Here is a 25,400-nt window from a genome sequence, read left to right on the forward strand (position 1 = left end):
CTTCTGCCCGGCGCACCACCGCTCGCCCTGAGCACACGGCCTTGCGAGGGCCTGCGCGGGGGCGGTACGTGAATGAGACTGTCGCTGACGGGGAAGACCCGCCCCGTGTTTGAATCCACGGATTCTTCAGCACCCCGGGCTCTGCAGCCGCTGCTTCACGACGTCGTCTTCTGCGTCGCCGCCCCGGCCTTCGCCGCTTCGTCCCGTGACGGGCAGTTGAGAGGCATACGAGCAGAGGGTTTCTACGACCACGACCGCCGACTGCTGCACACCCTGTGCCTGCTCCTCGACGAACGTGAACCCGAACCCATAGGCGTCCAGCCCCTCGGCCCGCACCAGGTGAGGTTCACCGCGGTCCACCGCTATCCAAGGGACCGGACCGACGACCCGACGCTGATCGTCGAGCGCATCCGGACCGCCGGTGCCGGCGAAACCATTTCCCTGCGCAACATCGGCACCGCCGAACGCCGGTTGCACGTACAGCTGGCCGCCGCGTCGGACCTCGCGGACATCGCCGACGTCAAGCGCGGACACAGCCGCCCTGTTGTGCGCTGCACGGCGGCCCGGGCCTCTCTCGCCTGGCGCTCCCCCAGCGGCCGTGCCCGCATCAACGTCGTGTCCGGCACGAAGCCCGAGACGTCCGGGGGCCCCGAAGGGGGAACCATGACCTGGCCCCTGGTGCTTCTGCGACCAGGAGAGAGCTGGCAGGTCGAGCTCGCCGTCACCGGCCGCGCGGTGCCGACGCCTCCGGGACACCCCGTGGCTCCCAGCACCCCCGCGCCCTGGAAGGACCCGTTGATCACCGGCGACCGACGGCTGATGGGGCTGGTCAGACGAGGTCTCGGTGATCTTCGTGCGCTGCGCCTCGCCGATCCTCAGCGCACCGCCGACACTGGCCCCGAGGACCAGTTCATCGCCGCCGGCTGCCCGTGGTATCTCACGCTCTTCGGCCGGGACTCGATCTGGTCGGCGAGGATGATGCTGCCGCTGGGCACGGATCTGGCCCGCGGCACTCTCTGGGCACTGGCCCGCCGACAGGGGCGCGTGCACGACCACCACCGCGAAGAGGCACCCGGCAGGATCCTGCACGAACTGCGTCCGGCGGAGGCCCAACACGGCCACGGGCTGTTTCTGCCCGCGTACTACTACGGATCGGTGGACGCCACACCGCTGTTCGTGACGCTGCTGGTCGAAGCCTGGCACTGGGGTCTGTCCGACGCACAGGTGGACGCTCTGCTGCCCTACGCGGAGCGCGCCATGGACTGGGTCGTGAAGTCCAGCAGCCGTGACGAGGACGGTCTGCTGCGCTACTACCCACGTGCCGGAGGGCTGCGCCACCAGTCATGGAAGGACAGCGACGACGCGGTGCGCGACGCCGAGGGCCGGCGCATCGAACCCCCGCTGGCTCTCTGCGAAGTACAGGGATACGCGTACGAGGCGGCCGTGGGGCTAGCCTCACTACTGAACAGCCGTGGCCACCACGAGGCCGCCCAACGCCTGCTCAGCTGGGCGGAATCCCTGCGGAAACGGTTTGCCGACTCGTTCTGGATACCCGCACGGCATGGCCCCGCATCGCGCTATGTGGCCATCGCCGTGGGACACGGACTCACCCCGGTGAGCGGTCCGGCGTCGAACATGGGCCAGTTGTTGTCGACCGGCATCCTCGACGCCGAGGGCTGCCGCGACGTGTCCGCCTGGCTGGCGGACGACGAACTCAACTCCGGCTGGGGGCTACGCAGCCGGTCGGCCGCCGTGCCCGGTTTCAACCCGCTGAGCTATCACGGGGGTTCGGTGTGGACCCACGACACCGCGATCGCCATAAAGGGGCTGTGCGCGACCGGTCGCCACGAGGAGGCGAGCCGACTGGTGGACGGTCTGCTGGACGCCGCCACCTACTTCTCGTACCGCATGCCCGAGCTGTACGCGGGCGATGCCCGCACCGAGGACTCCCCCGCGCCGCTCGCCTACCCGGCCGCCTGCCGCCCACAGGGCTGGTCGGCGGCTTCAGGCGTGGCAGTGCTGTCCGCCCTACTCGGCCTCAAGCCCGACATCACCAGCCGAACGCTGCACGTACGCCCGGTACCGCAGTGGCCGATGACGGTGCGTGGCCTGGTCCTCGCGGGTCAGTCTGTGACCGTGGAAGTGGACAGGGAAGGTGTGTCAAGGGTCTCGGGGCTGCCGGAAGGCTGGGGGATGTCGCACTCGTAGGCGTCGGGGTCCGGCCCCAGGAGGCGCCGGTACTCGGCAAGCATCGGTTTGACGTACACCTGCTCCAGGTCGAAGTGGCCAACGACGTGCTCGCGGGCCATACAACCAGCCTTCCTGGCCAGCGAAGGCTCGGTGAGCAGGGGCCACAACTCGTCGGCGAAGCGAGACGCCAGCTCCTCCACTTCCTCGCCTTTCTCGTCTTTCTTGTCAAGAGCGACCAGCTTGCTGCCGCCTTCACCCAGCCCTCCCACACCGGTGGCCACCACGGGGCGGGCCGCGCACATCGCCTCCAGGGGGGCAAGGCCCATGGGCTCGTCGAAAAGGGAGGGGTACACCACGACGGTGGCCTCCTGGTAGAGCTTCCTCATGTCCTCGATGCCGGCCGGCCTGAACTCGACGTCCTGCCCCGGTCCTTCCGCGAGCTCGCACACCTCGACGAGTTTGGACAGCTCGCCGCGGAACTGACCGCGCTCACCGTGGAAGTCAACGGTCTCGAACGGGTCTGTGAGAACCAACCGAGGGCGTAGCAAGGCCAGTTCCCCCTTGCGCCCCTTCGCACGCTCAACGAGGAGCTTCAGCATCAAGATGGCCACTTCGGCACCCTTGTCGGGGATCAGCCGGGCCGGCAGCAGCACAACCGGATGCCGACCTGGCTCGTCCTCGACCTCCGGAATGTTCGTGTACAGGCTTGTATCCACGCCCAGATAGGTGGGTTCCACCTTCGGACCGGTGTGCTCCGCACCCTGTCCCAGCACCTCGGAGCACTGAGTGACGAGGAAGTCCGACACCGCGTGATGGACGTCCCAGACGGCGCACTCCCTGGCGATCCGCTTATCCTCGTCTGTGCGCCAGATGCTGTGGTACGTGTGCAGCAGTACGAGGTCGAGTTCGCTCTGAAGAGCCTTCAGCGCACGTGCGGGGGCGCTGGAGAAGTGGTGCAGGTTGTGGCCGTGGACCAGGCGGATGGGGTCCCCGGACTGCGCGAGTTGGCTGCGGAACCAATCACGCAGCTCCGTCACCGTCTCTTCGTTGTCCTCGTATCCGGCTGACAGATCGAGCACTTCGTTCCGGATCACCCTTACGCCGTCACACGGCCGACGGGCGCCGATCGATCCGGTGAACACGGTGACCTGATGGCCCCGCCCCGCCAACGCCTTGGAGTAGTCCCAGAGATGGGTCTCCACCCCACCGACGACGGGTGGGAACGACCAGTGGACCAACCCGATGTGAAGCTTCTGCTTCCGCTGGAGCCCGGGTTTCTCACCGGGTCCTGGCTGCTGCTGGTCCACCGCGCCTCCGCGAGTCGTAGATGCCCGAAACGCAGAAATCAACGACTAGTACAGGATGAGGACACTGATAGACGCAGCTTGGTTCCGTGCGGTTGCCTGGTTGCCAGTGCCACTGGCGAGGAGAATGGACTGTAGTACACGCGCGGCGACCGGGGGGCACGATGGCGATACGGGCGATACGTCGGATATTAGGCGACGGCAACGGCTCGCTTGTAGCCCGACGTCGCTTTGACACCGCTCTCAGCTCCCTGACTGGGGCGGGAGCGATTTTTTTGTCCGTGCTCGCACAGGACACCCATGGCACACCCCTCATCCTCCTGGCCTCAAGTGCCGGTGCCCTGGGAGGTATTTCGGCGATTTCCGGTTACTTCTCCGTACATCGCTCCCGCTCCGCCCACTCCGCCATTGGCAGCGCGGATCATGACGCAATGTACGTACCCCCACCCAATCTCCCCACCCTTTCTCGCTACTTCACCGGTCGTACCGACGAACTCAAAGCAGTCTCAAAGGCGTTGAGGCCAAGGGAACGCAACAGCGGAATGCGGGTCTGCGTGGTGCACGGGCGGGCAGGCCTGGGCAAGACCCAACTGGCCACCGCCTATGCCGACAGCCGCCTGCGACAACACCGGTCGCTGGTCTGGTGGCTCCACGCCTCCAGTTACGAACGGCTCATGGGCGAGTTACTGGAACTCGCCGCATGTCTGGGCATACCGGAACACAACTCCAAGAACGTGATGCTCAACCGGCTCTGGGGCCGACTGCGTGACACTCCCGGCTGGGTACTGGTCTACGACGACGCTCAGGACGACAGCCTGGGCCCTCTGAGCGACCAGACGAACAACGTGCGGCCCTCCCTGCTGCCCAGGACAGGACACGGGGAAGTACTCATCACCACGCAGCGGCACGAAGGCTGGGAGAACCTCCCCGCCGACTCCGTCGAACGGATCGCGCTGCCCGACCTGAACGCGGACGACGGACTCGTCCTCCTGGGCAAGAGGATCAGCGCCGAGGACGACGAGAGGGCGCTGGTCGAGCTGGGCGCCCAACTGCACTGGCTACCCCTGGCCCTGGACCAGGCGGGGGCGTACATCGCTGATGCCGAGATCTCCGTGAAGGAGTATCTGCGCCGTCTCCCGGGTCACCCCCTCACCAGCGCTGCCGCCACCTTCCGGCTCTCGATCGAGCGGATCGTCTCCGCCGAGCCGGTCGCCGAGGACCTCATGCGGCTGTGCTCCTTCCTCGCGTCGGAGGACGTACGGCGGGACATGCTGCTGCGCCATTCCCAGGTGATCCCCTCACCGCTACGAGAAGTGATGGAGGACGAGGACGCCTTCAACCGCGTGGTCCGGCGGCTGTCTCACCACTCGCTGCTCAGCCGTAGCGGGGACAGCCGGGTCGCGAGCGTCATCTACGGCATGCATCCGCAGGTCCAGTTCTTCGTCCGTGAGGGCATGGACACCCAGGCCAGGCTGCTCTGGTCACAGTCCGCGGTCCAGTTGCTGGAGGCCGCGTTCCCCGTGGCACCCGAGCTACTGGACGAGCGGGCCGCCTGTGAGACGTTGATGCCGCATGTCGAGGCGGTGTCGGCCGAGCTGGTGTGGGTGGCCGACACGGACGACCAGGAGTATGGCGCGGCCCGTGATCCCAAGGCCCTGGCCAGGCTGTTGCACCGCGTCGGCATCTATCAGGAGCACCGCTGCGACTGGGTGCATGCCCTGGAGTACTTCGAAAAGGAGGCGACGCTCCGCGAAACGCACCCCGGCGATGACCTGGGGCTCGCCACCGCGCAGCTCGCCGTGGCCCGCCAGCACTACCTGCTGGCGCATCTCGACGACGCCGAGGCACAGTGCCGCCAGGCACTGAACCAGTGCCTGCGGCGGCCGAACGATTCCGCGTTCCTCCCGCTGCGGGCCCAGTGCCTCAGGCAGCTCGGGGGCATTCTGCGCGAGGACACCCAGTTCACCGAGGCCCTGACAGCCGTGGAACAGGCGATCGACATATACGAGCACCACGGCGCCGAGTGGGAAGGGCTCGACTGGGCCATTGCCGAGCAGGAGGTCGGCATGATCCACAGGAACGCCGGCCAGCTCGCCAAAGCTCTCGACTGTTATGAGCGAGCCGCCAGGAAGATCCCGCGCCGGGGCAGTGAGGAACCCCGGGAGCATCTGGTCTTCCGAGCCATGCTCCAGCGTGACACAGGCATCGTGGCGCAGGACCGCGGTGACCTGGAGACTGCCGACCGGGAGCTGTCCGAAGCGTTCTCGGCCTTTCGTGCGAACCGCGGCCCCGACGATTTCGAAACGTCCCAAGTCGCGAAGTTCCTCGCAGATGTACGCCGCCGTCGAGGCGAGGAACTCCGCGCCCTCGCCCGGGACACCTACAACCCGTTGCTACGGCGACGGCTGCGCCGGGACTCACGTGCGCGCCTGCGGGAAGCTGCCGAGTTACTGACCCCTGTGGTCGAGCTGCACCGCAAGCGTCGCGAGGCGGAGGACCATAAATATGCCGCCTGTCTCAACAAGCTGGGCTCCCTGCAACACGCGCAGGGCCGGACGAAACAAGCCCTGCGGACGCTGCGCGAGGCCGAAGGCATCTATGTCGCGAGATACGGACGGGGGCACCACTACCGCGCCAAGACGCTGTCGCGACTGGGCCCTGTACTGCTCAGCGCCGGGGACCGACAAGGCGCGGAGGACACGCTGCGCGAAGCCGAGCGCATCATCCGCGGACGGCTGGGAAGCGACCATCCCTCACTGAGCGCCGTGTACGAGCGACTCGCCCTGTGCACCACCGACGCGCAGCGGGCGGCCGACTTCCGTACCCGTGCACAGCGCATCAAGGGAGCGATCGGGGACGAGCAGCCCGCGCACACCTAGCGCATCCGCGAAGGGAGGAAGGGCCGGTGAGATCCGCCCCCGAGCAGCGGTACGGTCCCTTCGCCCAGCCCGAGAGCCGAGCAGTCGAACTGTCCGGACCCGCCCACCCCCACGTGAATTCATGCACAAGCACCCCCCTACGATGGTCCCCGTGCCAAACGTGACCCCCGCCGACGTCGTAGCCGCCGCGCGCAACCCCCTCGCCTTCATCGCCGCACGTTGGACCCCGGATCCCCGGACGGTCCGGCGGGCTGCTCTCGCCGCGCTCGTCATGTCGGTGGTCATCGTGGTCACCGGCGGTGCCGTGCGGCTGACGGGTTCCGGGCTCGGCTGCCCGACCTGGCCCAAGTGCACGGACGACTCGCTGACGACGACCAGCGCGATGGGCTTCCACGGTGCCATCGAGTTCGGCAACCGGATGCTGACGTACGTCCTGTGCGCCGCCGTCGGCTGGGCGATCATCGCCGCGCGCTCGGAGAAGCCGTACCGCCGCACCCTCACCCGGCTGGGCTGGGCGCAGTTCTGGATCGTGATGAGCAACGCGATCCTCGGCGGGATCGTGGTCCTCGTCGGCCTCAACCCGTACACGGTCGCGGCCCACTTCCTGCTCTCCTCGGCGCTGATCGCGGTCGCCACGCTGATGTGGCAGCGCAGCCGGGAGGGCGACGGGGAGCCCAAGCCGCTGGTCGGCAAGGCCGTGCAGCAACTGGTGTGGTTCCTGGTCACCGCCTCCGTGCTGCTGATCGCGGTCGGCACGGTGGTCACCGGCGCCGGTCCGCACGCGGGTGACTCCAAGGAGGTCGACCGGATCCCGATCGACTGGGAGACGGTCGCCAAGCTGCACTCGGTGCTCGCCTGGATCGTGGTCACGCTGACGTTCGCCCTGTGGTTCGTCCTCAAGGCGGTCGACGCCCCCAAGGGCCCCCTGGACCGCACCCGAGACCTGTTCCTGATCCTGCTCTCCCAGGGCGTCATCGGTTACGTCCAGTACTTCACGAACCTCCCCGAGGCCCTGGTCGCCCTCCACATGCTCGGCTCCTGCCTGGTGTGGATCGGGGTGCTGCGGGTGCTGCTGTCGCTGCGCGAGCGGCCGGAGGTCGTGGCCGACCTGCCGGGCCCGTCGGTGGAACAGTCACTGCCCACGCGCGCGTGAAGCGTCACCCGTAATAAATGGCTCACCCGTAACGCGTCACCAAGTCGTCGATCGCCGGGCCCAGATAGGCCCGGGTCAGCTCCGCCCGGCGGTGGAGCCAATCGCCCTCTACGGAGGTGGCGGACGGTACCGGATCGTCGTAACGCCGCCGTACGACGTCCTCCACGACCTCCACCGGAGCGCCGAGCGAGGGCAGCAGGTCGAGGGCCTCGCGCTTGGTGATCAGGCGGCCGTCCCGTCTGGTGACCGTCGCGCGGGCGAAGGTGGTCAGGCCGACGTCGACCCAGCCGTTCTCAAGCCAGATCTGCGGCTTGTCGACGGCCGGCCGCCAGAACTCCCGCTGGTCCCGTACGACGAACTCGGCCAGCTCCTGGTCCGTCACGGCCGGCAGCAGGTCCTTCGGTGAGCCGCCGTGCAACACCCGCCCGAATTCGTGCAGTTCACGCCGGGTGACGGGCGTGACGGGCCGGCGGGTGACGTGGTCGTGCGCCCAGGTGAGGTGGCGCTGGTTCGGGGCGTCCTGGGTTCCCGGGGCGAGGTAGCTGCAGTGCAGCCGGACGGCGAGGGGGTCGGTGCGCAGCCCTCGGTGCAGGGCGACGAGCTGTCGGGCGGTGCTCGGCTTGAGGGGATGGTCGAGGATGGCTATCAGGTCAAGGTCGCTGCGGCCCTCCTGGTAGTCGCCCCCGGCGAGCGAACCGTGGGCCCACACGGCGATGGGCTCCAGGGGGGCCAGTTCGTTCAGGAAGCGGTCGAGCAAGGCGTCGGTCGGCATGGGCCCAGTCTGTACAGCTCACTCCAGCCCGTACACCCTCTTTGCGTTGCCGACCGCGATCAGTCCCGCGACCCGCTGCGCGTCGGCCGGTGCCCAGGCCCCCTCCGCGACCCAGGTACCGAGCACCCGCGCGAGCGCCTCGCGGAACAACCGCGCTCCTACGACGTGCAGTTCGGGCAGTCCGTGGGCCCCGCTGGAGAAGAGGATCTTGCCGAAGGGGGCCAGTTCCAGGATCTCGGCGAGCACGGTCGCGGCGCGGGCGCCGGTGCGGACGAGCGCGGCACCGGAGTCGGCGTAGACGTGCGGGAAGACGCCGGCGAGGTGGGCCGCGTGCCGGTGGTAGGGGTAGCTGTGCAGCAGCACCAGGTCCGTGCCGAGGCCGGCCGTCGCCCGCACGAAGTCGGTGAGCAGGACGGGGTCGGTGCGGTCGATGCGGACGCCCGGTTCGCCTAATCCGGCGTGCAGTTGGAGGGGCAGACCGGATGCCACCGCGATCCACAGCAGGTGCCGTAGGAGCACCGGGTCGCTGAGGGTCCCGCCGACCCGGCGCCCGGCCAGCCAGCGGGCCGCCGCGCCCCGTACCTCGCCGGGGCCGGGCGGTTCGGGCGCGAGCGCGAGGCCGTGCCGTACGCCTGCCACCGACGTGAAGGCGACCGCGCTCGCGGCGGCGCCGTGGACCGACTCGGCGAGGTTGGCGAGGAAGGACTCGACGGTGCCGGAGGTGTCGGCGACCTGTTCGGCGAGGAGTTCCAGGCGGACGATCTCCCGCGCGTCCGCCTGCCCTGCGGTCGCCATCTCGGCGGGTCCGGTGAGGTCGCCGGGCAGGCCGGTGTCGATCAGGTACGTCGTGATGCCGCTGCCGCGCAGCAGCCTGCGGCCCGCTTCGAGTACGCCGAGTTCACGGCGCCGGGCGAGATAGCGGGCGGGTGGGCAGTGCGGCTCCAGGCCGAGCAGGGGTGGGCACCATCGTCGTACCGCGAAGCCCGTCTGGGTGTCGAAGAGGGTGGTGCCGGGGGCGGGTGGGCCCTCGGTGCGGGCGAGTTGGGCCTCGAAGGTGCCGAGGCCCAGCTCCGTTCTCAGTACGCCGTGGCAGTACTGGTCCACGAGGGACGTCGTTTCGATCATCCGGACTCCCCGTGGCTGGACCGTGTGTTCCTGAGGTCCTAACGGGTGAATCGGGTGTGAGGTGTTGCTTGTACACACCCCGTGTGAGGGGGCGCCGTGGAGGGAGGGGTGCGGGTCCGTCAGCGATCGGCGGTCCGATGCGGCTGGTCGCGCCCACGCGGCGGAGCCGCGAATCGATACGGCCCGCGCCCCCTCTTCAGCTGTTGCCGGGGCCGCCCACCTGGATGCCTGCCATGCGGGACCATTCGTACGGGCCCGTCTTGACCTTGGCCGCGAACTCGCCGTCGAAGTCCTCGTGGACGGTGATCCCGGACTTCTCGACCGCCTGCTGGGCGATCTCGTACGTCGTGGCGACCAGGTCGCCCCAGCCGCCGTCCTCGCCGACGAGGACGATGCGGGCGCCACGCTCCCCGATGTACGCGACTTGGCCCTCGGCCCCGCCGTGTGCCTTGGAGAAGGTGCCGATCTGCTTGGCGAGGCGGGCCACCTGGCGCTCGGCCTTCGCGTCAACCTGCTGCGTGTCTGCCATGGCCAGGATGCTACCGACGGGTAGATCGAACGGCGACGGGCGGGGTGCGTGGCCTTGACCACGCACCCCGCCCGTCGGAGCCGTAAGAGGGCGTTATCGCAGGAAGGGGTCCACCGCGATCGCCACGAACAGGAGCGACACATAGGTGATCGACCAGTGGAACAGCCGCATCTCCTTGAGCTTGCCGCCACTCACCTCGGCCTTGGCCCGGTTCTGCAGCCCGTGCGCCTCCCACAGCCAGAAGCCGCCGGCCAGCAGCGCGACCGTGGTGTAGAACCAGCCGGTGTAGCCGAGGGGCGTCAGCAGCAGCGAGACCGCGACCATGACCCAGCTGTAGATGACGATCTGCTTGGCGACGACCTTGTTCGAGGCGACGACCGGAAGCATCGGCACGCCCACGCGCGCGTAGTCGTCCTTGACCTTCATGGAGAGCGGCCAGTAGTGCGGAGGCGTCCAGAAGAACATGACGAGGAAAAGAATGATGGGGGCCCACGACATGGAGTCCGTGACGGCCGACCAGCCGATGAGCACCGGGAGGCAGCCCGCGATGCCGCCCCACACGATGTTCTGCGAGGTACGGCGCTTGAGGATCATCGTGTAGACGACGACGTAGAAGAGGAGTGCTCCGAGCGCGAGCCAGGCGGACAGCCAGTTGACGGTGAGGCCGAACATCAGGGTCGAGATCACGCCGAGCGAGATGCCGAAGGCGAGGCACTCGCGGGGGCTGACCATGCCGGTGACCAGGGGGCGCTGCGAGGTGCGGTCCATGAGCGCGTCGATGTCGCGGTCGATGTACATGTTGAGCGCGTTGGCGCCGCCCGCGGAGAGGTAGCCGCCGACGCAGGTGAGGAGGACCAGCTTGAGGTCCGGCACACCCTGCTGGGCCAGGAACATCACCGGAACGGTGGTGATCAGCAGCAGCTCGATGATCCGCGGCTTCGTCAACGCCACGAACGCCATGATCCGGGCCCCGATCGGCCGCCGGCTCGGGCTCTGGCTCGCCCCGACAATCCCCGCTGGACGGGATTCAACGGCCGTCACGCACACCCCTGACAGAGACATCCCAGCAAGCCTTCGGGTGTGAACTCCCCGTAAAGGCTCACGCGTACCACGCCACTGTAGACGTTGCCCAGACCCGGACATTCGCGGGGGTGGGGTCGTGTTGGACGGCACCCCCGGAAGAGCTGATCGCCACTCTGTTGAGCACTCGAACGAGCACCTCCGTATTCAGTTGCCGGACGCGAATCGACCCAGTCGGGAGGCGGATCCGCGAGAGTCCCGGCAGTCTGGAATGACTCGAAAAAATGCACGTTCTTACGGGGGTAGGCTCGACAACGGCCGGTGGGCGCCGCGTGCACCGGCATTCGACATGCGTGACATGTGGAGAGGAGCCCTGACCCAGGGTGAGCACCAAGCCGACCACAACAGACCTCGACTGGACCGAGTTGGACCAGCGCGCGGTGGACACCGCGCGCGTCCTGGCAGCCGATGCCGTACAGAAGGTCGGTAACGGCCATCCCGGTACGGCGATGAGCCTGGCCCCGGCCGCGTACACCCTCTTCCAGAAGGTGATGCGCCACGACCCCGCCGACGCCGACTGGGTGGGGCGCGACCGGTTCGTCCTGTCCGCCGGTCACTCGTCCCTGACCCTCTACACGCAGCTCTACCTGGCCGGGTTCGGCCTGGAGCTGGCCGACCTGGAAGCGTTCCGCACGTGGGGCTCCAAGACTCCGGGTCACCCCGAGTACGGCCACACCACCGGCGTGGAGACGACGACCGGCCCGCTGGGCCAGGGTGTCGCCAACGCGGTGGGCATGGCGATGGCCGCCCGCTACGAGCGCGGTCTGTTCGACCCGGACGCCCCGCAGGGCGAGTCCCCGTTCGACCACTTCATCTTCGCGATCGCCGGTGACGGCTGCCTCCAGGAGGGCATCTCCGCGGAGGCGTCCTCCATGGCCGGCCACCAGGAGCTCGGCAACCTCGTCCTCCTGTGGGACGACAACCACATCTCCATCGAGGGCGACACCGAGACGGCGGTCTCCGAGGACACCGTCAAGCGCTACGAGGCCTACGGCTGGCACGTCCAGCGCGTCGCCCCGAAGCCGGACGGCGACCTCGACCCGCACGCCATCTACAACGCCATCGAGGCCGCGAAGAAGGTGACGAACAAGCCGTCGTTCATCGCGATGCGCTCGATCATCGCCTGGCCCGCGCCACACGCGCAGAACACCGAGGCCGCGCACGGCTCGGCGCTCGGCGCCGACGAGGTCGCGGCCACCAAGCGCGTCCTCGGCTTCGACCCGGAGAAGTCCTTCGACGTCTCCGACGACGTCCTCAAGCACACCCGCCAGGCGCTGGACCGGGGCCGCGAGGCGAAGGCCGCGTGGGACCCGTCGTACCAGGAATGGCGCACGAACAACCCGGAGCGCGCGGCCGAGTACGACCGCATCCGCGCGGGCGAGCTGCCGGCCGGCTGGGAAGAGCAGCTCCCGGCCTTCGAGACGGGCAAGTCCGTCGCCACCCGTGCCGCGTCCGGCAAGGTGCTCCAGGCGCTCGGCGCGGTCATCCCGGAGCTGTGGGGCGGCTCGGCCGACCTCGCGGGCTCCAACAACACGACGATCGACAAGACGTCGTCGTTCCTCCCGGCGGACAACCCGCTGCCGGAGGCGAACCCGTACGGCCGCACGATCCACTTCGGCATCCGCGAGCACTCCATGGGCGCGGAGCTGAACGGCATCACGCTGCACGGAAACACGCGTGCCTACGGCGGTACGTTCCTCGTCTTCTCCGACTACATGCGCAACGCGGTCCGTCTCTCCGCGCTGATGCACCTGCCGGTGACGTACGTGTGGACGCACGACTCCGTCGGTCTCGGCGAGGACGGCCCGACCCACCAGCCGGTCGAGCACCTGACCTCGCTGCGCGCCATCCCGGGCCTGAACGTGGTCCGCCCGGCCGACGCCAACGAGACGGCCATCGCCTGGCGCGAGGTCCTGCGCCGCTACACCAAGGTGTACGGCGAGGGTGCCCCGCACGGTTTCGCGCTGACGCGTCAGGGTGTGCCGACGTACGACGCCAACGAGGACACCGCCAAGGGCGGCTACGTCCTGTTCGAGGCGTCCACGGGGACGCCCGAGGTGATCCTCATCGGTACGGGTTCCGAGGTGCATGTGGCCGTCGAGGCGCGCGAGCAGCTGGAGGCCTCCGGGGTGCCGACGCGGGTCGTGTCCATGCCCTGCGTGGAGTGGTTCGACGCGCAGGACCAGGGGTACCGGGAGAGCGTGCTGCCGCCGTCCGTCAAGGCGCGGGTCGCGGTCGAGGCCGGGATCGGTCTGACCTGGTACCGGTTCGTCGGGGACGCCGGCCGCATCGTTTCCCTGGAGCACTTCGGGGCTTCCGCCGACGGCAAGGTGCTCTTCCAGGAGTTCGGCTTCACTGCCGAGAACGTGGCTGAGAAGGCCCGGGAATCCATCGCCGCCGCCCAGAGCTGACGCTGACAAACGACACGTAGGAGATGCATTTTCCATGACAGACGCACTCAAGCGCCTCTCCGAGGAAGGCGTCGCGATCTGGCTGGACGACCTGTCGCGCAAGCGGATCACGTCCGGCAACCTCGCCGAACTGATCGACCAGCAGCACGTCGTGGGCGTCACCACCAACCCGTCGATCTTCCAGAAGGCCATCTCGTCGGGCGACGGTTACGAGCAGCAGCTCACCGACCTCGCCGCCCGCAAGGTGACCGTCGAGGAAGCCCTCCGCATGATCACGACGGCGGACGTCCGTGACGCCGCCGACATCCTGCGTCCGGTCTACGACACGAGCGGCGGCCAGGACGGGCGGGTCTCCATCGAGGTCGACCCGCGCCTGGCGCACAACACGGCGGCGACCATCGCCGAGGCCAAGCAGCTGGCCTGGCTGGTGGACCGCCCGAACACCCTGATCAAGATCCCGGCCACCAGGGCGGGCCTCCCGGCGATCACCGAGGTCATCGGCCTCGGCATCAGCGTCAACGTGACGCTGATCTTCTCGCTGGCGCGCTACCGCGAGGTCATGGACGCGTTCATCTCCGGCCTGGAGAAGGCCAAGGAGCGCGGCCTGGACCTCTCGAAGATCCACTCCGTGGCGTCCTTCTTCGTGTCCCGCGTGGACACCGAGATCGACAAGCGGATCGACACGCTGGGCACCGACGAGGCCAAGGCCGCCCGCGGCAAGGCCGGTCTCGCCAACGCGCGGCTCGCCTACGAGGCGTACGAAGAGGTCTTCTCCTCGGATCGCTGGGCCGCCCTCGACAAGGCGCAGGCCAACAAGCAGCGTCCGCTGTGGGCCTCGACCGGCGTCAAGGACAAGGCGTACAAGGACACGCTGTACGTGGACGACCTGGTGGCGCCGAACACGGTGAACACCATGCCGGAGGCCACTCTTGAGGCCACCGACGACCACGGCCGGATCACCGGCAACACCATCTCCGGCACGTACGAGCAGTCCCGCGCCGAGATCGCCGCCGTGGAAGCGCTCGGCATCTCGTACGACGAGGTCGTGCAGCTGCTGGAGGACGAGGGCGTCGAGAAGTTCGAGGCGGCCTGGACCGACCTGCTCAAGTCGACCGAGGCGGAGCTTGCGCGCCTCGCCCCCTCGGAGGGCTGAAACCTTGTCGAGCAGCAACCCGCTGCGTGACCCCGCAGACCGACGGCTCCCGCGTATCGCGGGGCCGTCGGGCCTGGTCATCTTCGGCGTCACAGGCGATTTGTCACGCAAAAAGCTGATGCCCGCCGTGTACGACCTCGCGAACCGTGGTCTGCTGCCGCCGGGTTTCTCGCTCGTCGGCTTCGCCCGGCGCGAGTGGGCCCACGAGGACTTCGCGCAGGAGGTCCACGACGCGGTCAAGGAGCACTCCCGTACGCCGTTCCGTGAGGAGGTCTGGCAGCAGCTCGTCCAGGGGATGCGCTTCGTCCAGGGCACCTTCGACGACGACGACGCGTTCGAGCGGCTCCGCGACACGATCGACGAACTGGACAAGGCGCAGGGCACGGGCGGGAACTTCGCCTTCTACCTGTCGGTGCCGCCGCGCTCCTTCCCGGTCGTCATCCAGCAGCTGAAGAAGCACGGTCTCGCCGACCAGGAGAAGGGCTCCTGGCGCCGCGCGGTCATCGAGAAGCCCTTCGGCCACGACCTCAAGTCGGCCGAGGACCTCAACAAGGTCGTGCACGAGGTCTTCGCCGCGGACCAGGTCTTCCGCATCGACCACTACCTCGGCAAGGAGACCGTCCAGAACATCCTGGCGCTCCGCTTCGCCAACACGATGTTCGAGCCGATCTGGAACCGGTCCTTCGTGGACCACGTGCAGATCACCATGGCCGAGGACATCGGCATCGGCGGCCGGGCCGGCTACTACGACGGCATCGGCGCCGCCCGTGACGTCATCCAGAACCACCTGCTCCAGCTGATGGCGCTGACCGCGATGGAGGAGCCGTCCTCCTTCTCCGCCGACGCGCTGGCCGCCGAGAAGGAGAAGGTGCTCGGCGCGGTACGGCTGCCGAAGGACCTGGGCAGGAACACGGTCCGCGGGCAGTACGCGGAGGGCTGGCAGGGCGGCGAGAAGGCCGTCGGCTACCTCCAGGAGGACGGTATCGACCCCAAGTCGAAGACCGACACCTACGCCGCCATCAAGGTCGAGGTCGACAACCGCCGCTGGGCGGGCGTCCCCTTCTACCTGCGCACCGGCAAGCGCCTGGGCCGCCGGGTCACCGAGATCGCGGTGGTCTTCCAGCGCGCCCCGCACTCCCCCTTCGACCAGACGGCGACGGAGGAGCTGGGCCAGAACGCGATCGTCTTCCGCGTCCAGCCCGACGAGGGCGTCACGGTCCGCTTCGGCTCCAAGGTGCCCGGCACCTCGATGGAGATCCGGGACGTCTCCATGGACTTCGCCTACGGCGAGTCGTTCACGGAGTCCAGCCCGGAGGCGTACGAGCGGCTGATCCTCGACGTCCTGCTCGGCGACTCGAACCTCTTCCCGCGCACCGAGGAGGTCGAGCTCTCCTGGAAGATCCTCGACCCGATCGAGCGGTACTGGGACAAGCACGGCAAGCCCGCGCAGTACCAGTCCGGGACGTGGGGTCCGGTCGAGGCGGACGAAATGCTCGCACGAGAGGGACGGAGCTGGCGCCGGCCATGAAGATAGACCTCACCGACACCACTGCCAGCAAGATCAACAAGGGGCTGGTGAAAGCCCGCCGCGCCATCGGCACTCCGGCCGTCGGCATGGTGCTCACCCTCGTCGTCGTCACGGACGAGGAGAACGCCTACGACGCCCTGAAGGCCGCCAACGACGCGTCGCGCGAGCACCCCTCGCGCACGCTCGTGGTCATCAAGCGCGTCTCGCGCTCACCTCGGGACCGCACCCAGTCCCGCCTCGACGCCGAGGTCCGGGTGGGCACGGACGCGGGCAGCGGCGAGACGGTCGTCCTGCGGCTCTACGGCGAGGTCTCCGACCACGCCCAGTCCGTGGTGCTGCCGCTGCTGCTGCCGGACGCGCCGGTGGTGGTCTGGTGGTCGGTGGACGCGCCGCGCGACCCGGCGAACGACCCGCTCGGCGCCCTGAGCCAGCGCCGGGTCACCGACAGCTACGCGGCGGAGAAACCCGTCGACGAGCTGCGGTCCCGCGCCGAGAGCTACGAGCCGGGTGACACCGACCTGGCCTGGGCCCGGATCACGCCGTGGCGTTCGATGCTGGCCGCCGCGCTCGACCAGGTCGACTCGGAGATCGTCTCCGTCGAGGTGGCGGGCGAGGAGTCCAACCCGAGCGTCGAACTGCTCGCGATGTGGCTCGCCGACCGCCTCCACGTGCATGTCCGGCGGGCGGTCTCCGCGGGTCCCGGTCTGACCCAGGTGCGCCTGGAGACGACCGGCGGCCCCATCACGCTGCACCGGTCGGACGGGGCGATGGCCACCCTGGCCCTGCCCGGCCAACCGGACCGCGCGGTGGCGCTCAAGCGCCGCGAGACCTCCGAACTCCTCGCGGAGGAGCTGCGCCGGCTCGACCCGGACGACACCTACGCGTCCGCGCTGCGGTTCGGCGTGGACCGGCTGGGCGGCATCCAGTCGGCGGCGGAACGGGCGGAGGCGGCGGCTCAGCCGGCGCCGGCACTGCCGGTGCGCGCGGTGACGGAGGCGGCGCCCGCGTCGGCTTCGGGCTCATCGCCGAGTTCAGCTTCGGCTTCGGCGGGCCAGGGCGACACCGACCGGCCCACTCCGGCGAAGATGCCCCCGGTGAAGAAGGCTGATCCGCAGTGAGCACTCCCCAGCTCGTCGTCCACCGCGACAAGGAACTGATGGCCCAGGCCGCCGCGGCCCGGCTGATCACGAAGATCGTGGACGCGCAGGCCTCGCGCGGCTACGCCTCGATCGTGCTCACCGGCGGTCGCAACGGCAACGGTCTGCTGGCAGCCCTGGCGGGCCAGCCCGCCCGGGACGCCGTCGACTGGGGCCGCCTCGACCTGTGGTGGGGCGACGAGCGGTTCTTGCCCGAGGGCGACCCGGAGCGCAATGTCACCCAGGCCCGTGAGGCACTGCTCGACGCGGTGCCGCTGGACCCGAAGCGCGTGCATGCCATGCCCGCGTCCGACGGCCTCTACGGCAACGACGTGGAAGCGGCGGCGGCCGGTTACGCCGAGGAACTCGCCCGGTCCGCCGGTCCCGAGAACCACGGTTCCGTCCCGACCTTCGACGTCCTGATGCTGGGCGTCGGCCCGGACACCCATGTGGCGTCACTCTTCCCGGAGTTGCCCGCCGTACGGGAGACCGAGCGCACGGTCGTCGGCGTCCATGGCGCGCCCAAGCCGCCGCCGACCCGGGTCACCCTGACCCTTCCGGCGATCCGCTCGGCCCGCGAGGTGTGGCTGCTCGCGGCCGGCGAGGACAAGGCGGAGGCCGCGGCGATCGCCCTGTCCGGCGCGGGTGAGATCCAGGCACCGGCGGCCGGTGCGCAGGGCCGCGCCCGCACCCTGTGGCTGCTGGACGCGGCGGCGGCCTCCCAGCTGCCGCGCGCGCTGTATCCGCCGGCTTCGGCCTGACACCGGCGACAACGGCATCCCGTTGAAGAGCCCGTACGACCTCGGTCGTACGGGCTCTTCGGTGTCTCAACGCCCGCGCAGCTCGCGGTACTTGGCGACCAGGGCCGTCGTCGACGCGTCCAGGCCGGGTACGTCGGCGCCCTCGCTCAGGGCGGGTTCGACGCGCTTGGCGAGGACCTTGCCCAGCTCGACGCCCCACTGGTCGAAGGAGTCGATGTTCCAGACCGCGCCCTGCACGAACACCTTGTGCTCGTAGAGCGCGATCAACTGCCCGAGCACGGACGGGGTCAGCTCGCGGGCCAGGATCGTCGTCGTGGGGTGGTTGCCCTTGAACGTCTTGTGCGGCACCAGCTCCTCGGCCACGCCCTCCGCGCGCACCTCGTCCGGCGTCTTGCCGAACGCCAACGCCTGTGTCTGCGCGAAGAAGTTGGCCATCAGCAGGTCGTGCTGCGCCTTGAGCCCGTCGCTCAGCTCGGCCACCGGCTCGGCGAAGCCGATGAAGTCCGCCGGGATCAACTTCGTGCCCTGGTGGATGAGTTGGTAGTAAGCGTGCTGGCCATTGGTCCCGGGCGTACCCCAGACCACCGGCCCGGTCTGCCAGTCGACCTCCTGGCCGTCCCGGCCCACGTACTTGCCGTTCGACTCCATGTCCAACTGCTGCAGATACGCGGTGAACTTGGAGAGGTAGTGGCTGTACGGCAGCACCGCGTGCGACTGGGTGTCATGGAAGTTGCCGTACCAGACGCCCAACAGGCCGAGCAGCAAAGGCACGTTGGACTCGGCGGGCGCGGTGCGGAAGTGCTCGTCGACGAGGTGGAAGCCGTCGAGCATCTCGCGGAAACGGTCCGGGCCGATGGCGATCATCAGGGAGAGACCGATCGCCGAGTCGAAGGAGTAGCGGCCGCCGACCCAGTCCCAGAACTCGAACATGTTGGCCGTGTCGATGCCGAACTCGCTGACCTTGCCGGCGTTCGTCGACAGCGCCACGAAGTGCTTGGCGACGGCGTCCTGACCGGCCTTCAGCTCGGTGAGCAGCCAGTCGCGGGCCGAGGTCGCGTTGGTGATCGTCTCGATCGTGGTGAACGTCTTGGACGCGATGATGAACAGCGTCTCCGCCGGGTCGAGGTCACGGGTCGCCTCGTGCAGGTCGGCGCCGTCCACGTTCGACACGAACCGGACCGTCAGACCCCGGTCGGTGAAGCTGCGCAGTACCTCGTACGCCATCGCCGGACCGAGGTCGGAGCCGCCGATGCCGATGTTGACGACGTTCCTGATGCGCTTGCCGGTGTGGCCGCTCCACTCGCCGGAGCGGACGCGGTCCGCGAAGCCGGCCATCTTGTCGAGCACGGCGTGCACCTGCGGCACCACGTTCTCGCCGTCGACCTCGACCACCGCGTCACGCGGGGCGCGCAGCGCGGTGTGCAGGACCGCGCGGTCCTCGGTGACGTTGATCTTCTCGCCGCGGAACATCGCGTCCCGGAGGCCGAACACGTCCGCGGCGGCGGCCAGCGCGTGCAGCAGCCGCAGGGTCTCGTCGGTGACGAGGTGCTTCGAGTAGTCGAGGTGCAGGTCACCGACCTTGAGCGTGTAGCCGGTGCCGCGCCCGGGATCGGCGGCGAACAGCTCCCTCAGCTGCACCTCGCCGAGCTCCTCACGGTGCTTGGCCAAGGCGGTCCACTCGGGCGTCTGGTTGAGCCTGGTACGGCCGTCTGCGTTCATTGCGACTTCAGCCTTCTTTCCTACCGACCTGGGGGCCGGTTCCAACCTAATTGATCAGCCCGTGGCATGAGCGGTCGTCGCGTCGTCCTGCGGGGCAACAACAGGTACGTCCGGCTTGACCGCAGGTATCAGCGCGATGACCGACAGGACGAAGAAGGCGGCGGTGAGCAGGGCGGGCGTGTTCAGGCCCCAGGCCGTGGCGACGGCGCCACCGAGGAGGGCGCCCAGCGGGGCCCCGGCGGCGGCCAGGGTACGGAAGGCGGAGCTGACCCGGCCCAGCATGTCGGCGGGGGCACGCTGCTGCATCAGCGTGGTCGTGTTGACGTTCCACAGCATGCTCATGAAGCCGAAGACGGCGAGGGCCGCCACGACCGCGATCAGGCTGCGCACGGAGCCCATGACGACGAGAGCGCCGGTCTGCACCAGGCCCGCGAGCAGCACGCTCCGCATCGGGCCGAGGCGGGCAGCGATGCGTCGGTTCACCACTCCCCCGGCCAGGCCGCCGACGGTGAACGCGGTGGTCGCCGCCGCGTATCCGGCTGTTCCGGCGTCCAGCCAGCCGGTCACCAGGATCACCAGGGTGGCGATCAGGGCGCCCATGCCGACGTTGCACAGGGCTGTCGCGACGCACAGTCCGCGCAGGGGCCGGTCGCGCCACAGGGTGCGCAGCCCGTCCGCGATCTCACCGCGCAGGGTGCTGCCCACCTGTCCCGGCGCACGGTCGGGCGCCGTGGTGCGCAGCGAGGCGACCAGTGCGGCGGCGAGGAGGAAGGTGCCCGCGTCGGCCACGAAGGGAACCGCCGCCCCCGCGGCGATCAGCAGGGGCACCACGGGCGCTCCCATCAGGCCGCCCGCGATCTTCTGCCCGGTCATCAGCCGGGCGTTGGCGCTGCCGAGCGCCGCCCGGTCCACCAGGGCCGGCAGCAGGGCCGTGGAGGCGTTGTCGAAGAGGGTCTGGAGCGTGGTGAGGGCGAAGGCCAGCGCGATGAGCAGCAGGATCGAGGCGTGGCCGAGTGCGACGGCCACGGCGAAGGCGGCGACGAGCAGTCCGCGGACCGCGTCCACCGTCCACATCGCGCGCCGCTGGTCCACCCGGTCCGCGACCGCGCCGCCGAGCAGTCCGAAGACGATCCAGGGCAGATAGCCGCAGGCGGTCACGGAGGCGATGAGGAGGGGCCGGTCCGTCAGCGAGACGGCGAGCAGCGGCAGTGCCGCACCACGCAGCGCGTCCCCGAACCGCGAGATCACCGCGGCGCTCCACAGGCGCCCGAACCCCCCGCGCCACGCGGGCACATGACTGCCCGTCACCTCGACCGTCGTCACCGCTCCCCCTCACGATTCGTCACTTCACAAACCGTAGAGGGCACCACTGACAATCGGTCCGGGGGCGGGTCGGCCACCGGGCTGCGAAACAGCTCCGGCCAGACACCTTGTGGGCGTCCGGCCGGTTCAACTCCTAGATTTCTCCCCGCAGTTTGGCGAGCGCCTCGGCGAGGATCGCCTCGCCGTCCGCGTCGCTGCGCCGCTCCCGTACATACGCGAGGTGCGTCTTGTAGGGCTCGGTGCGCGGCGGGGCCGGCGGATTGTCCCGGTCCTGTCCGGCCGGGAAGCCACAGCGGGGGCAGTCCCAGGTTTCGGGAACCTGCGCGTCGCTGGCGAAGCTGGGCTGTGTCTCGTGTCCGTTGGAGCACCAGAAGACGATGCGCAGCCGGGGCGCGGACTCGCCGCGCTCGGCCTCGCCCATCGGCCCCGCCCCGACCCGGCTTCCTCGGATCGCGTTGCCACTTGCCACGGTCGTAACTCCCTGCGTGATGGTGCCGCGAAGCGAGTCGGCGTTTTCGCTCCGTTGCGAGCGCCTCAGTCTACGTAAGGCCCAACGCGCGTCCAGTGGTTGGAGTTACAGCCCCTACACCTAGACGCAAGCCCCATGATAGGCCGCGCTCAGCTGCGCGTACCGAACATGGGGCCTTACGTACGGAATGTGCGACGGAACGTGCGGTCAGCTCGTCTTCATCAGCAGGCCGAGCACGACGATGCAGGCGAACCAGAGCACACCGAGCACCACGGTGATGCGGTCCAGGTTGCGCTCGGCGACCGAAGAGCCGCCGACGGACGACGCCATACCGCCACCGAACATGTCGGAGAGACCGCCGCCCTTCCCCTTGTGCATCAGCACCAGCAGCATCAGCAGCAGGCTGAAGACGATCAGGGCGATCGAGAACCCCAAAACCACGGCTGGACCAACTTCCTCGGATTCGGATGGACGACAGGGGCATAGCGGCTGGCGCTATGCCCCCGCAAGGGTACGACGGATCCCGGCTACCGCCTACACGCGGCTTGTCGGTTCGCCTCCGGGGCGCTCAAGCCGGACTCACTGGTCGCGGAAGCGCGCGATCTTGACGAACTCGTCGGCGTCCAGCGAGGCACCGCCGACCAGGGCGCCGTCGACGTCGGGCTGGGCCATGATCTCGGCGACGTTGCCGGACTTGACGGAGCCGCCGTACTGGATGCGGACCTGGTCGGCCAGTTCCTGGGTGTACAGCTCAGCGAGCTTGCCGCGGATGGCCTGGCAGACCTCCTGGGCGTCGCCGGCACCGCAGACCTTGCCGGTGCCGATGGCCCAGACGGGCTCGTAGGCGATGACGATGGACTCGGCCTGCTCGGCCGGGACGTCCTTGAGGCCGCCCTCGACCTGGGAGAGGGTGTGGGCGACGTGGTTGCCCGCCTCGCGGATGTCGAGTTCCTCGCCGACGCAGAGGATCGGGGTCAGGCCGTGCTTGTAGGCGGCCTTGACCTTCGCGTTGACGATCTCGTCGGTCTCCGCGTGGTACTGGCGGCGCTCGGAGTGGCCGATGGCCACGTACGTGCACTTCAGCTTGGCCAGCATCGCACCGGAGATCTCGCCGGTGTAGGCGCCGGAGTCGTGTGCCGAGATGTCCTGGGCGCCGTACTTGATCTTGAGCTTGTCGCCGTCGACCAGGGTCTGCACGGAGCGCAGGTCGGTGAAGGGCGGCAGGACGGCGACCTCGACGGCCTCGTAGTCCTTGTCCGCGAGGGCGAAGGCGAGCTTCTGGACGTGGGCGATGGCCTCAAGGTGGTTGAGGTTCATCTTCCAGTTGCCCGCCATGATCGGCGTGCGCGTGCTCATGTAGGTCAGTCCTCCAGTGCGGCGAGGCCGGGGAGCGTCTTGCCCTCTAGGTATTCGAGGGAGGCGCCGCCGCCGGTCGAGATGTGGCCGAATGCGGTCTCGTCGAAGCCCAGGATGCGGACGGCCGCGGCGGAGTCGCCACCGCCGACGACCGTGAAGGCCGGGGAGTCGAGAAGGGCCTGGGCGACCGCCTTGGTGCCCTCGGCGTAGTCGGGGTGCTCGAAGACGCCCATCGGACCGTTCCAGAAAATGGTGGCCGCGTCGGCGAGCTTCGAGGCGTACAGGGCACCGGTCTCGGGACCGATGTCGAGGCCCATCTGGTCGGCGGGGATGGCGTCCGCGGCGACGGTGGTGGGGTTGGACGGGGCCTTCGTCTTCAGGTCCGGGAACCCGGCCGAGGTCACGACGTCGACCGGGACGACCAGCTCGACGCCGTTCTTCTCGGCGCGCTCGACGTACTCGGTGACGGCTGGAATCTGGTCGTCCTGTACCAGGGAGGCGCCGATCTCGTAGCCCTGGGCCTTGAGGAAGGTGAAGGCCATGCCGCCGCCGATGAGGATGCGGTCGGCCTTGCCGAGCAGCTGGTCGATGACGGCGAGCTTGTCGGAGACCTTGGAGCCGCCCAGGGCGACCACGTAGGGCCGCTTGACGTCCTCGGTGAGCTTCTTCAGGACGCCGACCTCGGTGGCGATGAGGTAGCCGGCGTAGTGCGGCAGGCGGGCCGGGAGGTCGTACACGGAGGCGTGCTTGCGGTGCACGGCACCGAAACCGTCGCCTACGTAGATGTCCGCCAGGGCGGCGAGCTGGTCGGCGAACTCGCCGCGCTCGACGTCGTCCTTGGAGGTCTCGCCCGCGTTGAAGCGCAGGTTCTCGATGACCGCGACCTGGCCGGGTTCGAGGCCGCGCACCGCGTCGTGGGCGGCGGGGCCGACGGTGTCCTGGGCGAACGCGACCGGCGCGCCCAGGAGTTCGGCGAGGCGCTCGGCGGGCTGGAGGAGGGAGAAGGCCGGGTCCGGGGCGCCCTTGGGGCGGCCCAGGTGCGAGGCCACGATCACCTTGGCGCCCGCCTCGACGAGGGCCTTGACCGTGGGCAGCACGGCGCGGATGCGGCCGTCGTCGGTGATGAGGCCGTCGGCCAGCGGGACGTTGAGGTCGGCGCGGACGAAGACCCGCTTGCCGTCCACGCCTTCGGCGAGAAGTTCGTCGATCGTCTTCATAAAGGGACTCCTAGGGAGGGCTCTTCAGATCCGAGAGGGCTGATCGATCACTACGTAGCGAAGGCTCGGACACTACGTAGCAAGGGCTCGGGCAGCGCGGCGTGCGCTGCCCGAGCCCTGACTCACATCGAGTTGCCTGCTCTGGGAGTTAGAGCTGGCCGCCGACGAAGACCGTGAGGTCGACGAGGCGGTTGGAGTAGCCCCACTCGTTGTCGTACCAGCCGAGGATCTTCACCGTGTTGCCTTCCTGAACCATGGTCAGGAGGGAGTCGAAGGTGCAGGAGGCCTGGTCGCCGACGATGTCGGAGGAGACGATCGGGTCCTCGGTGTAGGACAGGTAACCCTTGAGGTCGCCGTCCTCGGAGGCCTTCTTGAACGCGGCGTTGACCTCGTCCTTGGTGACCTCGCGCTGCAGCGTGACGACCAGGTCGGTGGCCGAACCGGTCGGGACCGGGACGCGCATCGCGATGCCGTCCAGCTTGCCCTTGAGCTGCGGGAGGACCAGGGCGGTGGCCTTGGCGGCACCGGTCGTGGTCGGGATGATGTTCTCGGCGGCGGCACGCGCGCGGCGCAGGTCCGAGTGCGGGAAGTCCAGGATGCGCTGGTCGTTCGTGTACGCGTGGACCGTCGTCATCAGGCCCTTGACGATGCCGAAGTTCTCGTCGAGAACCTTGGCCATCGGCGCCACACAGTTGGTGGTGCAGGAGGCGTTCGAGATGACGTGGTGGTTGGCCGCGTCGTACTTGTCCTGGTTGACGCCCATCACGATCGTGATGTCCTCGTCCTTGGCCGGAGCCGAGATGAGGACCTTCTTGGCGCCGCCGGCGATGTGCTTCTCGGCGTCGGCCTTCTTCGTGAAGATGCCGGTCGACTCGATGACGATGTCGACGCCCAGCTCGCCCCACGGGATGTCGGAGGGGTTGCGCTCGGACAGGACCTTGATCGTGTGCCCGTCGACGGTGATCGTGTCGGCGGTGTGCGACACCTCGGCCTGCAGGCGGCCCAGGATGGTGTCGTACTTGAGCAGGTGAGCGGTGGTCGCGGTGTCACCCAGGTCGTTGACAGCCACGATCTCGATGTCAGCACCCTGCTTCAGCAGCGCGCGGAAGTAGTTACGACCGATGCGGCCAAAGCCGTTGATGCCTACGCGGATCGTCACGAACCGATCTCCTCGTTGGTACGCCGGCTCAGTGCCGGCGAGTTGTATGGGATGTCCCCGACCGCCTACGACCCTACCTCCCTGAGCCCTCCGTGGTGACATCGAGATGCCCCATACACGGCAGGGCGGTCCGTAC

The 25,400-nt window shown here is 68.9% G+C and carries 20 protein-coding genes; 8 read left to right on the forward strand and 12 right to left on the reverse strand.

Annotated features, from left to right (window positions below; genetic code table 11):
• Positions 1–105: 105 nt before the first annotated feature.
• Positions 106–2,208 carry a glycogen debranching N-terminal domain-containing protein gene (locus OG496_RS16820; RefSeq protein ID WP_405971429.1) on the forward strand — a complete coding sequence of 701 codons (2,103 nt, stop codon included), beginning with the start codon at positions 106–108 and terminating at the stop codon, positions 2,206–2,208.
• Here OG496_RS16820 and OG496_RS16825 read toward each other — a convergent pair.
• Positions 2,124–3,497, reverse strand: a complete 1,374-nt coding sequence (locus OG496_RS16825; protein ID WP_405971430.1) for a glycosyltransferase family 4 protein — start codon at positions 3,495–3,497, stop codon at positions 2,124–2,126. The genes OG496_RS16820 and OG496_RS16825 overlap by 85 nt on opposite strands.
• A 428-nt stretch (positions 3,498–3,925) precedes the next feature.
• Between OG496_RS16825 and OG496_RS16830 the strand changes: the two genes are divergently transcribed.
• Together OG496_RS16830 and OG496_RS16835 are read left to right on the forward strand one after the other, a co-directional pair.
• Positions 3,926–6,373: a hypothetical protein gene (locus OG496_RS16830; protein WP_405971431.1), complete on the forward strand. Its 2,448-nt coding sequence runs from the start codon at positions 3,926–3,928 to the stop codon at positions 6,371–6,373.
• A 142-nt stretch (positions 6,374–6,515) separates the two neighbouring features.
• Positions 6,516–7,526, forward strand: coding sequence for a COX15/CtaA family protein (locus OG496_RS16835; protein ID WP_405971432.1), 1,011 nt, complete (start codon positions 6,516–6,518; stop codon positions 7,524–7,526).
• A 22-nt stretch (positions 7,527–7,548) separates the two neighbouring features.
• On the opposite strand, the gene OG496_RS16840 is transcribed toward OG496_RS16835, so the two are convergent.
• The 4 genes from OG496_RS16840 to OG496_RS16855 all read right to left on the reverse strand — a co-directional run bounded on the left by OG496_RS16840 (position 7,549) and on the right by OG496_RS16855 (position 10,999).
• Complete coding sequence (locus tag OG496_RS16840) at positions 7,549–8,298, reverse strand: nucleotidyltransferase domain-containing protein (protein ID WP_405971433.1); 750 nt, start codon at positions 8,296–8,298, stop codon at positions 7,549–7,551.
• An 18-nt stretch (positions 8,299–8,316) separates the two neighbouring features.
• Positions 8,317–9,423, reverse strand: a complete 1,107-nt coding sequence (locus OG496_RS16845) for an amidohydrolase family protein (protein ID WP_405971434.1) — start codon at positions 9,421–9,423, stop codon at positions 8,317–8,319.
• A 196-nt stretch (positions 9,424–9,619) separates the two neighbouring features.
• A complete protein-coding gene (locus OG496_RS16850) occupies positions 9,620–9,952 on the reverse strand; it encodes a hypothetical protein (protein ID WP_366494225.1) in 333 nt (110 codons plus the stop codon).
• 93 nt (positions 9,953–10,045) lie between these two features.
• Positions 10,046–10,999, reverse strand: a complete 954-nt coding sequence (locus tag OG496_RS16855) for a heme o synthase (RefSeq protein ID WP_399394752.1) — start codon at positions 10,997–10,999, stop codon at positions 10,046–10,048.
• Positions 11,000–11,355: 356 nt separating this feature from the next.
• Between OG496_RS16855 and tkt the strand changes: the two genes are divergently transcribed.
• The 5 genes from tkt to pgl are packed head-to-tail and all read left to right on the forward strand — an operon-like array spanning position 11,356 to position 18,021.
• Complete coding sequence (tkt, locus tag OG496_RS16860) at positions 11,356–13,443, forward strand: transketolase (RefSeq protein WP_405971435.1); 2,088 nt, start codon at positions 11,356–11,358, stop codon at positions 13,441–13,443.
• Between the two features lie 34 nt (positions 13,444–13,477).
• Positions 13,478–14,596, forward strand: coding sequence for a transaldolase (gene tal, locus OG496_RS16865; RefSeq protein ID WP_399394340.1), 1,119 nt, complete (start codon positions 13,478–13,480; stop codon positions 14,594–14,596).
• A gap of 4 nt (positions 14,597–14,600) precedes the next feature.
• Positions 14,601–16,124, forward strand: coding sequence for a glucose-6-phosphate dehydrogenase (gene zwf / locus OG496_RS16870; protein ID WP_366494221.1), 1,524 nt, complete (start codon positions 14,601–14,603; stop codon positions 16,122–16,124).
• Positions 16,121–17,242 carry a glucose-6-phosphate dehydrogenase assembly protein OpcA gene (opcA, locus tag OG496_RS16875; protein ID WP_405971436.1) on the forward strand — a complete coding sequence of 374 codons (1,122 nt, stop codon included), beginning with the start codon at positions 16,121–16,123 and terminating at the stop codon, positions 17,240–17,242. The genes zwf and opcA overlap by 4 nt, the downstream gene beginning before the upstream one ends.
• A complete protein-coding gene (gene pgl, locus OG496_RS16880; protein ID WP_365307546.1) occupies positions 17,239–18,021 on the forward strand; it encodes a 6-phosphogluconolactonase in 783 nt (260 codons plus the stop codon). The genes opcA and pgl overlap by 4 nt, the downstream gene beginning before the upstream one ends.
• 66 nt (positions 18,022–18,087) lie before the next feature.
• Here pgl and pgi read toward each other — a convergent pair whose 3' ends face one another.
• The 7 genes from pgi to gap form a co-directional block, all read right to left on the reverse strand.
• On the reverse strand, positions 18,088–19,740 hold the full coding sequence (gene pgi / locus OG496_RS16885) for a glucose-6-phosphate isomerase (RefSeq protein ID WP_405971437.1): 1,653 nt from the start codon (positions 19,738–19,740) through the stop codon (positions 18,088–18,090).
• Positions 19,741–19,794: 54 nt separating this feature from the next.
• Positions 19,795–21,063 carry an MFS transporter gene (locus OG496_RS16890; protein WP_405971438.1) on the reverse strand — a complete coding sequence of 423 codons (1,269 nt, stop codon included), beginning with the start codon at positions 21,061–21,063 and terminating at the stop codon, positions 19,795–19,797.
• Positions 21,064–21,196: 133 nt separating this feature from the next.
• Entirely contained in the window at positions 21,197–21,532 is a 336-nt protein-coding gene (locus OG496_RS16895) for an RNA polymerase-binding protein RbpA (RefSeq protein WP_078623027.1), read from the reverse strand.
• 207 nt (positions 21,533–21,739) lie between these two features.
• A complete protein-coding gene (gene secG / locus OG496_RS16900) occupies positions 21,740–21,973 on the reverse strand; it encodes a preprotein translocase subunit SecG (RefSeq protein WP_078652560.1) in 234 nt (77 codons plus the stop codon).
• A gap of 138 nt (positions 21,974–22,111) precedes the next feature.
• A complete protein-coding gene (gene tpiA / locus OG496_RS16905) occupies positions 22,112–22,888 on the reverse strand; it encodes a triose-phosphate isomerase (RefSeq protein ID WP_405971439.1) in 777 nt (258 codons plus the stop codon).
• 5 nt (positions 22,889–22,893) lie between these two features.
• On the reverse strand, positions 22,894–24,105 hold the full coding sequence (locus tag OG496_RS16910; RefSeq protein WP_366494215.1) for a phosphoglycerate kinase: 1,212 nt from the start codon (positions 24,103–24,105) through the stop codon (positions 22,894–22,896).
• Between the two features lie 148 nt (positions 24,106–24,253).
• A complete protein-coding gene (gene gap / locus OG496_RS16915; RefSeq protein ID WP_366494214.1) occupies positions 24,254–25,264 on the reverse strand; it encodes a type I glyceraldehyde-3-phosphate dehydrogenase in 1,011 nt (336 codons plus the stop codon).
• Positions 25,265–25,400: the final 136 nt, after the last annotated feature.

Source organism: Streptomyces sp. NBC_00988 (genome assembly GCF_045162645.1).
Taxonomy (GTDB): Bacteria; Actinomycetota; Actinomycetes; order Streptomycetales; family Streptomycetaceae; genus Streptomyces.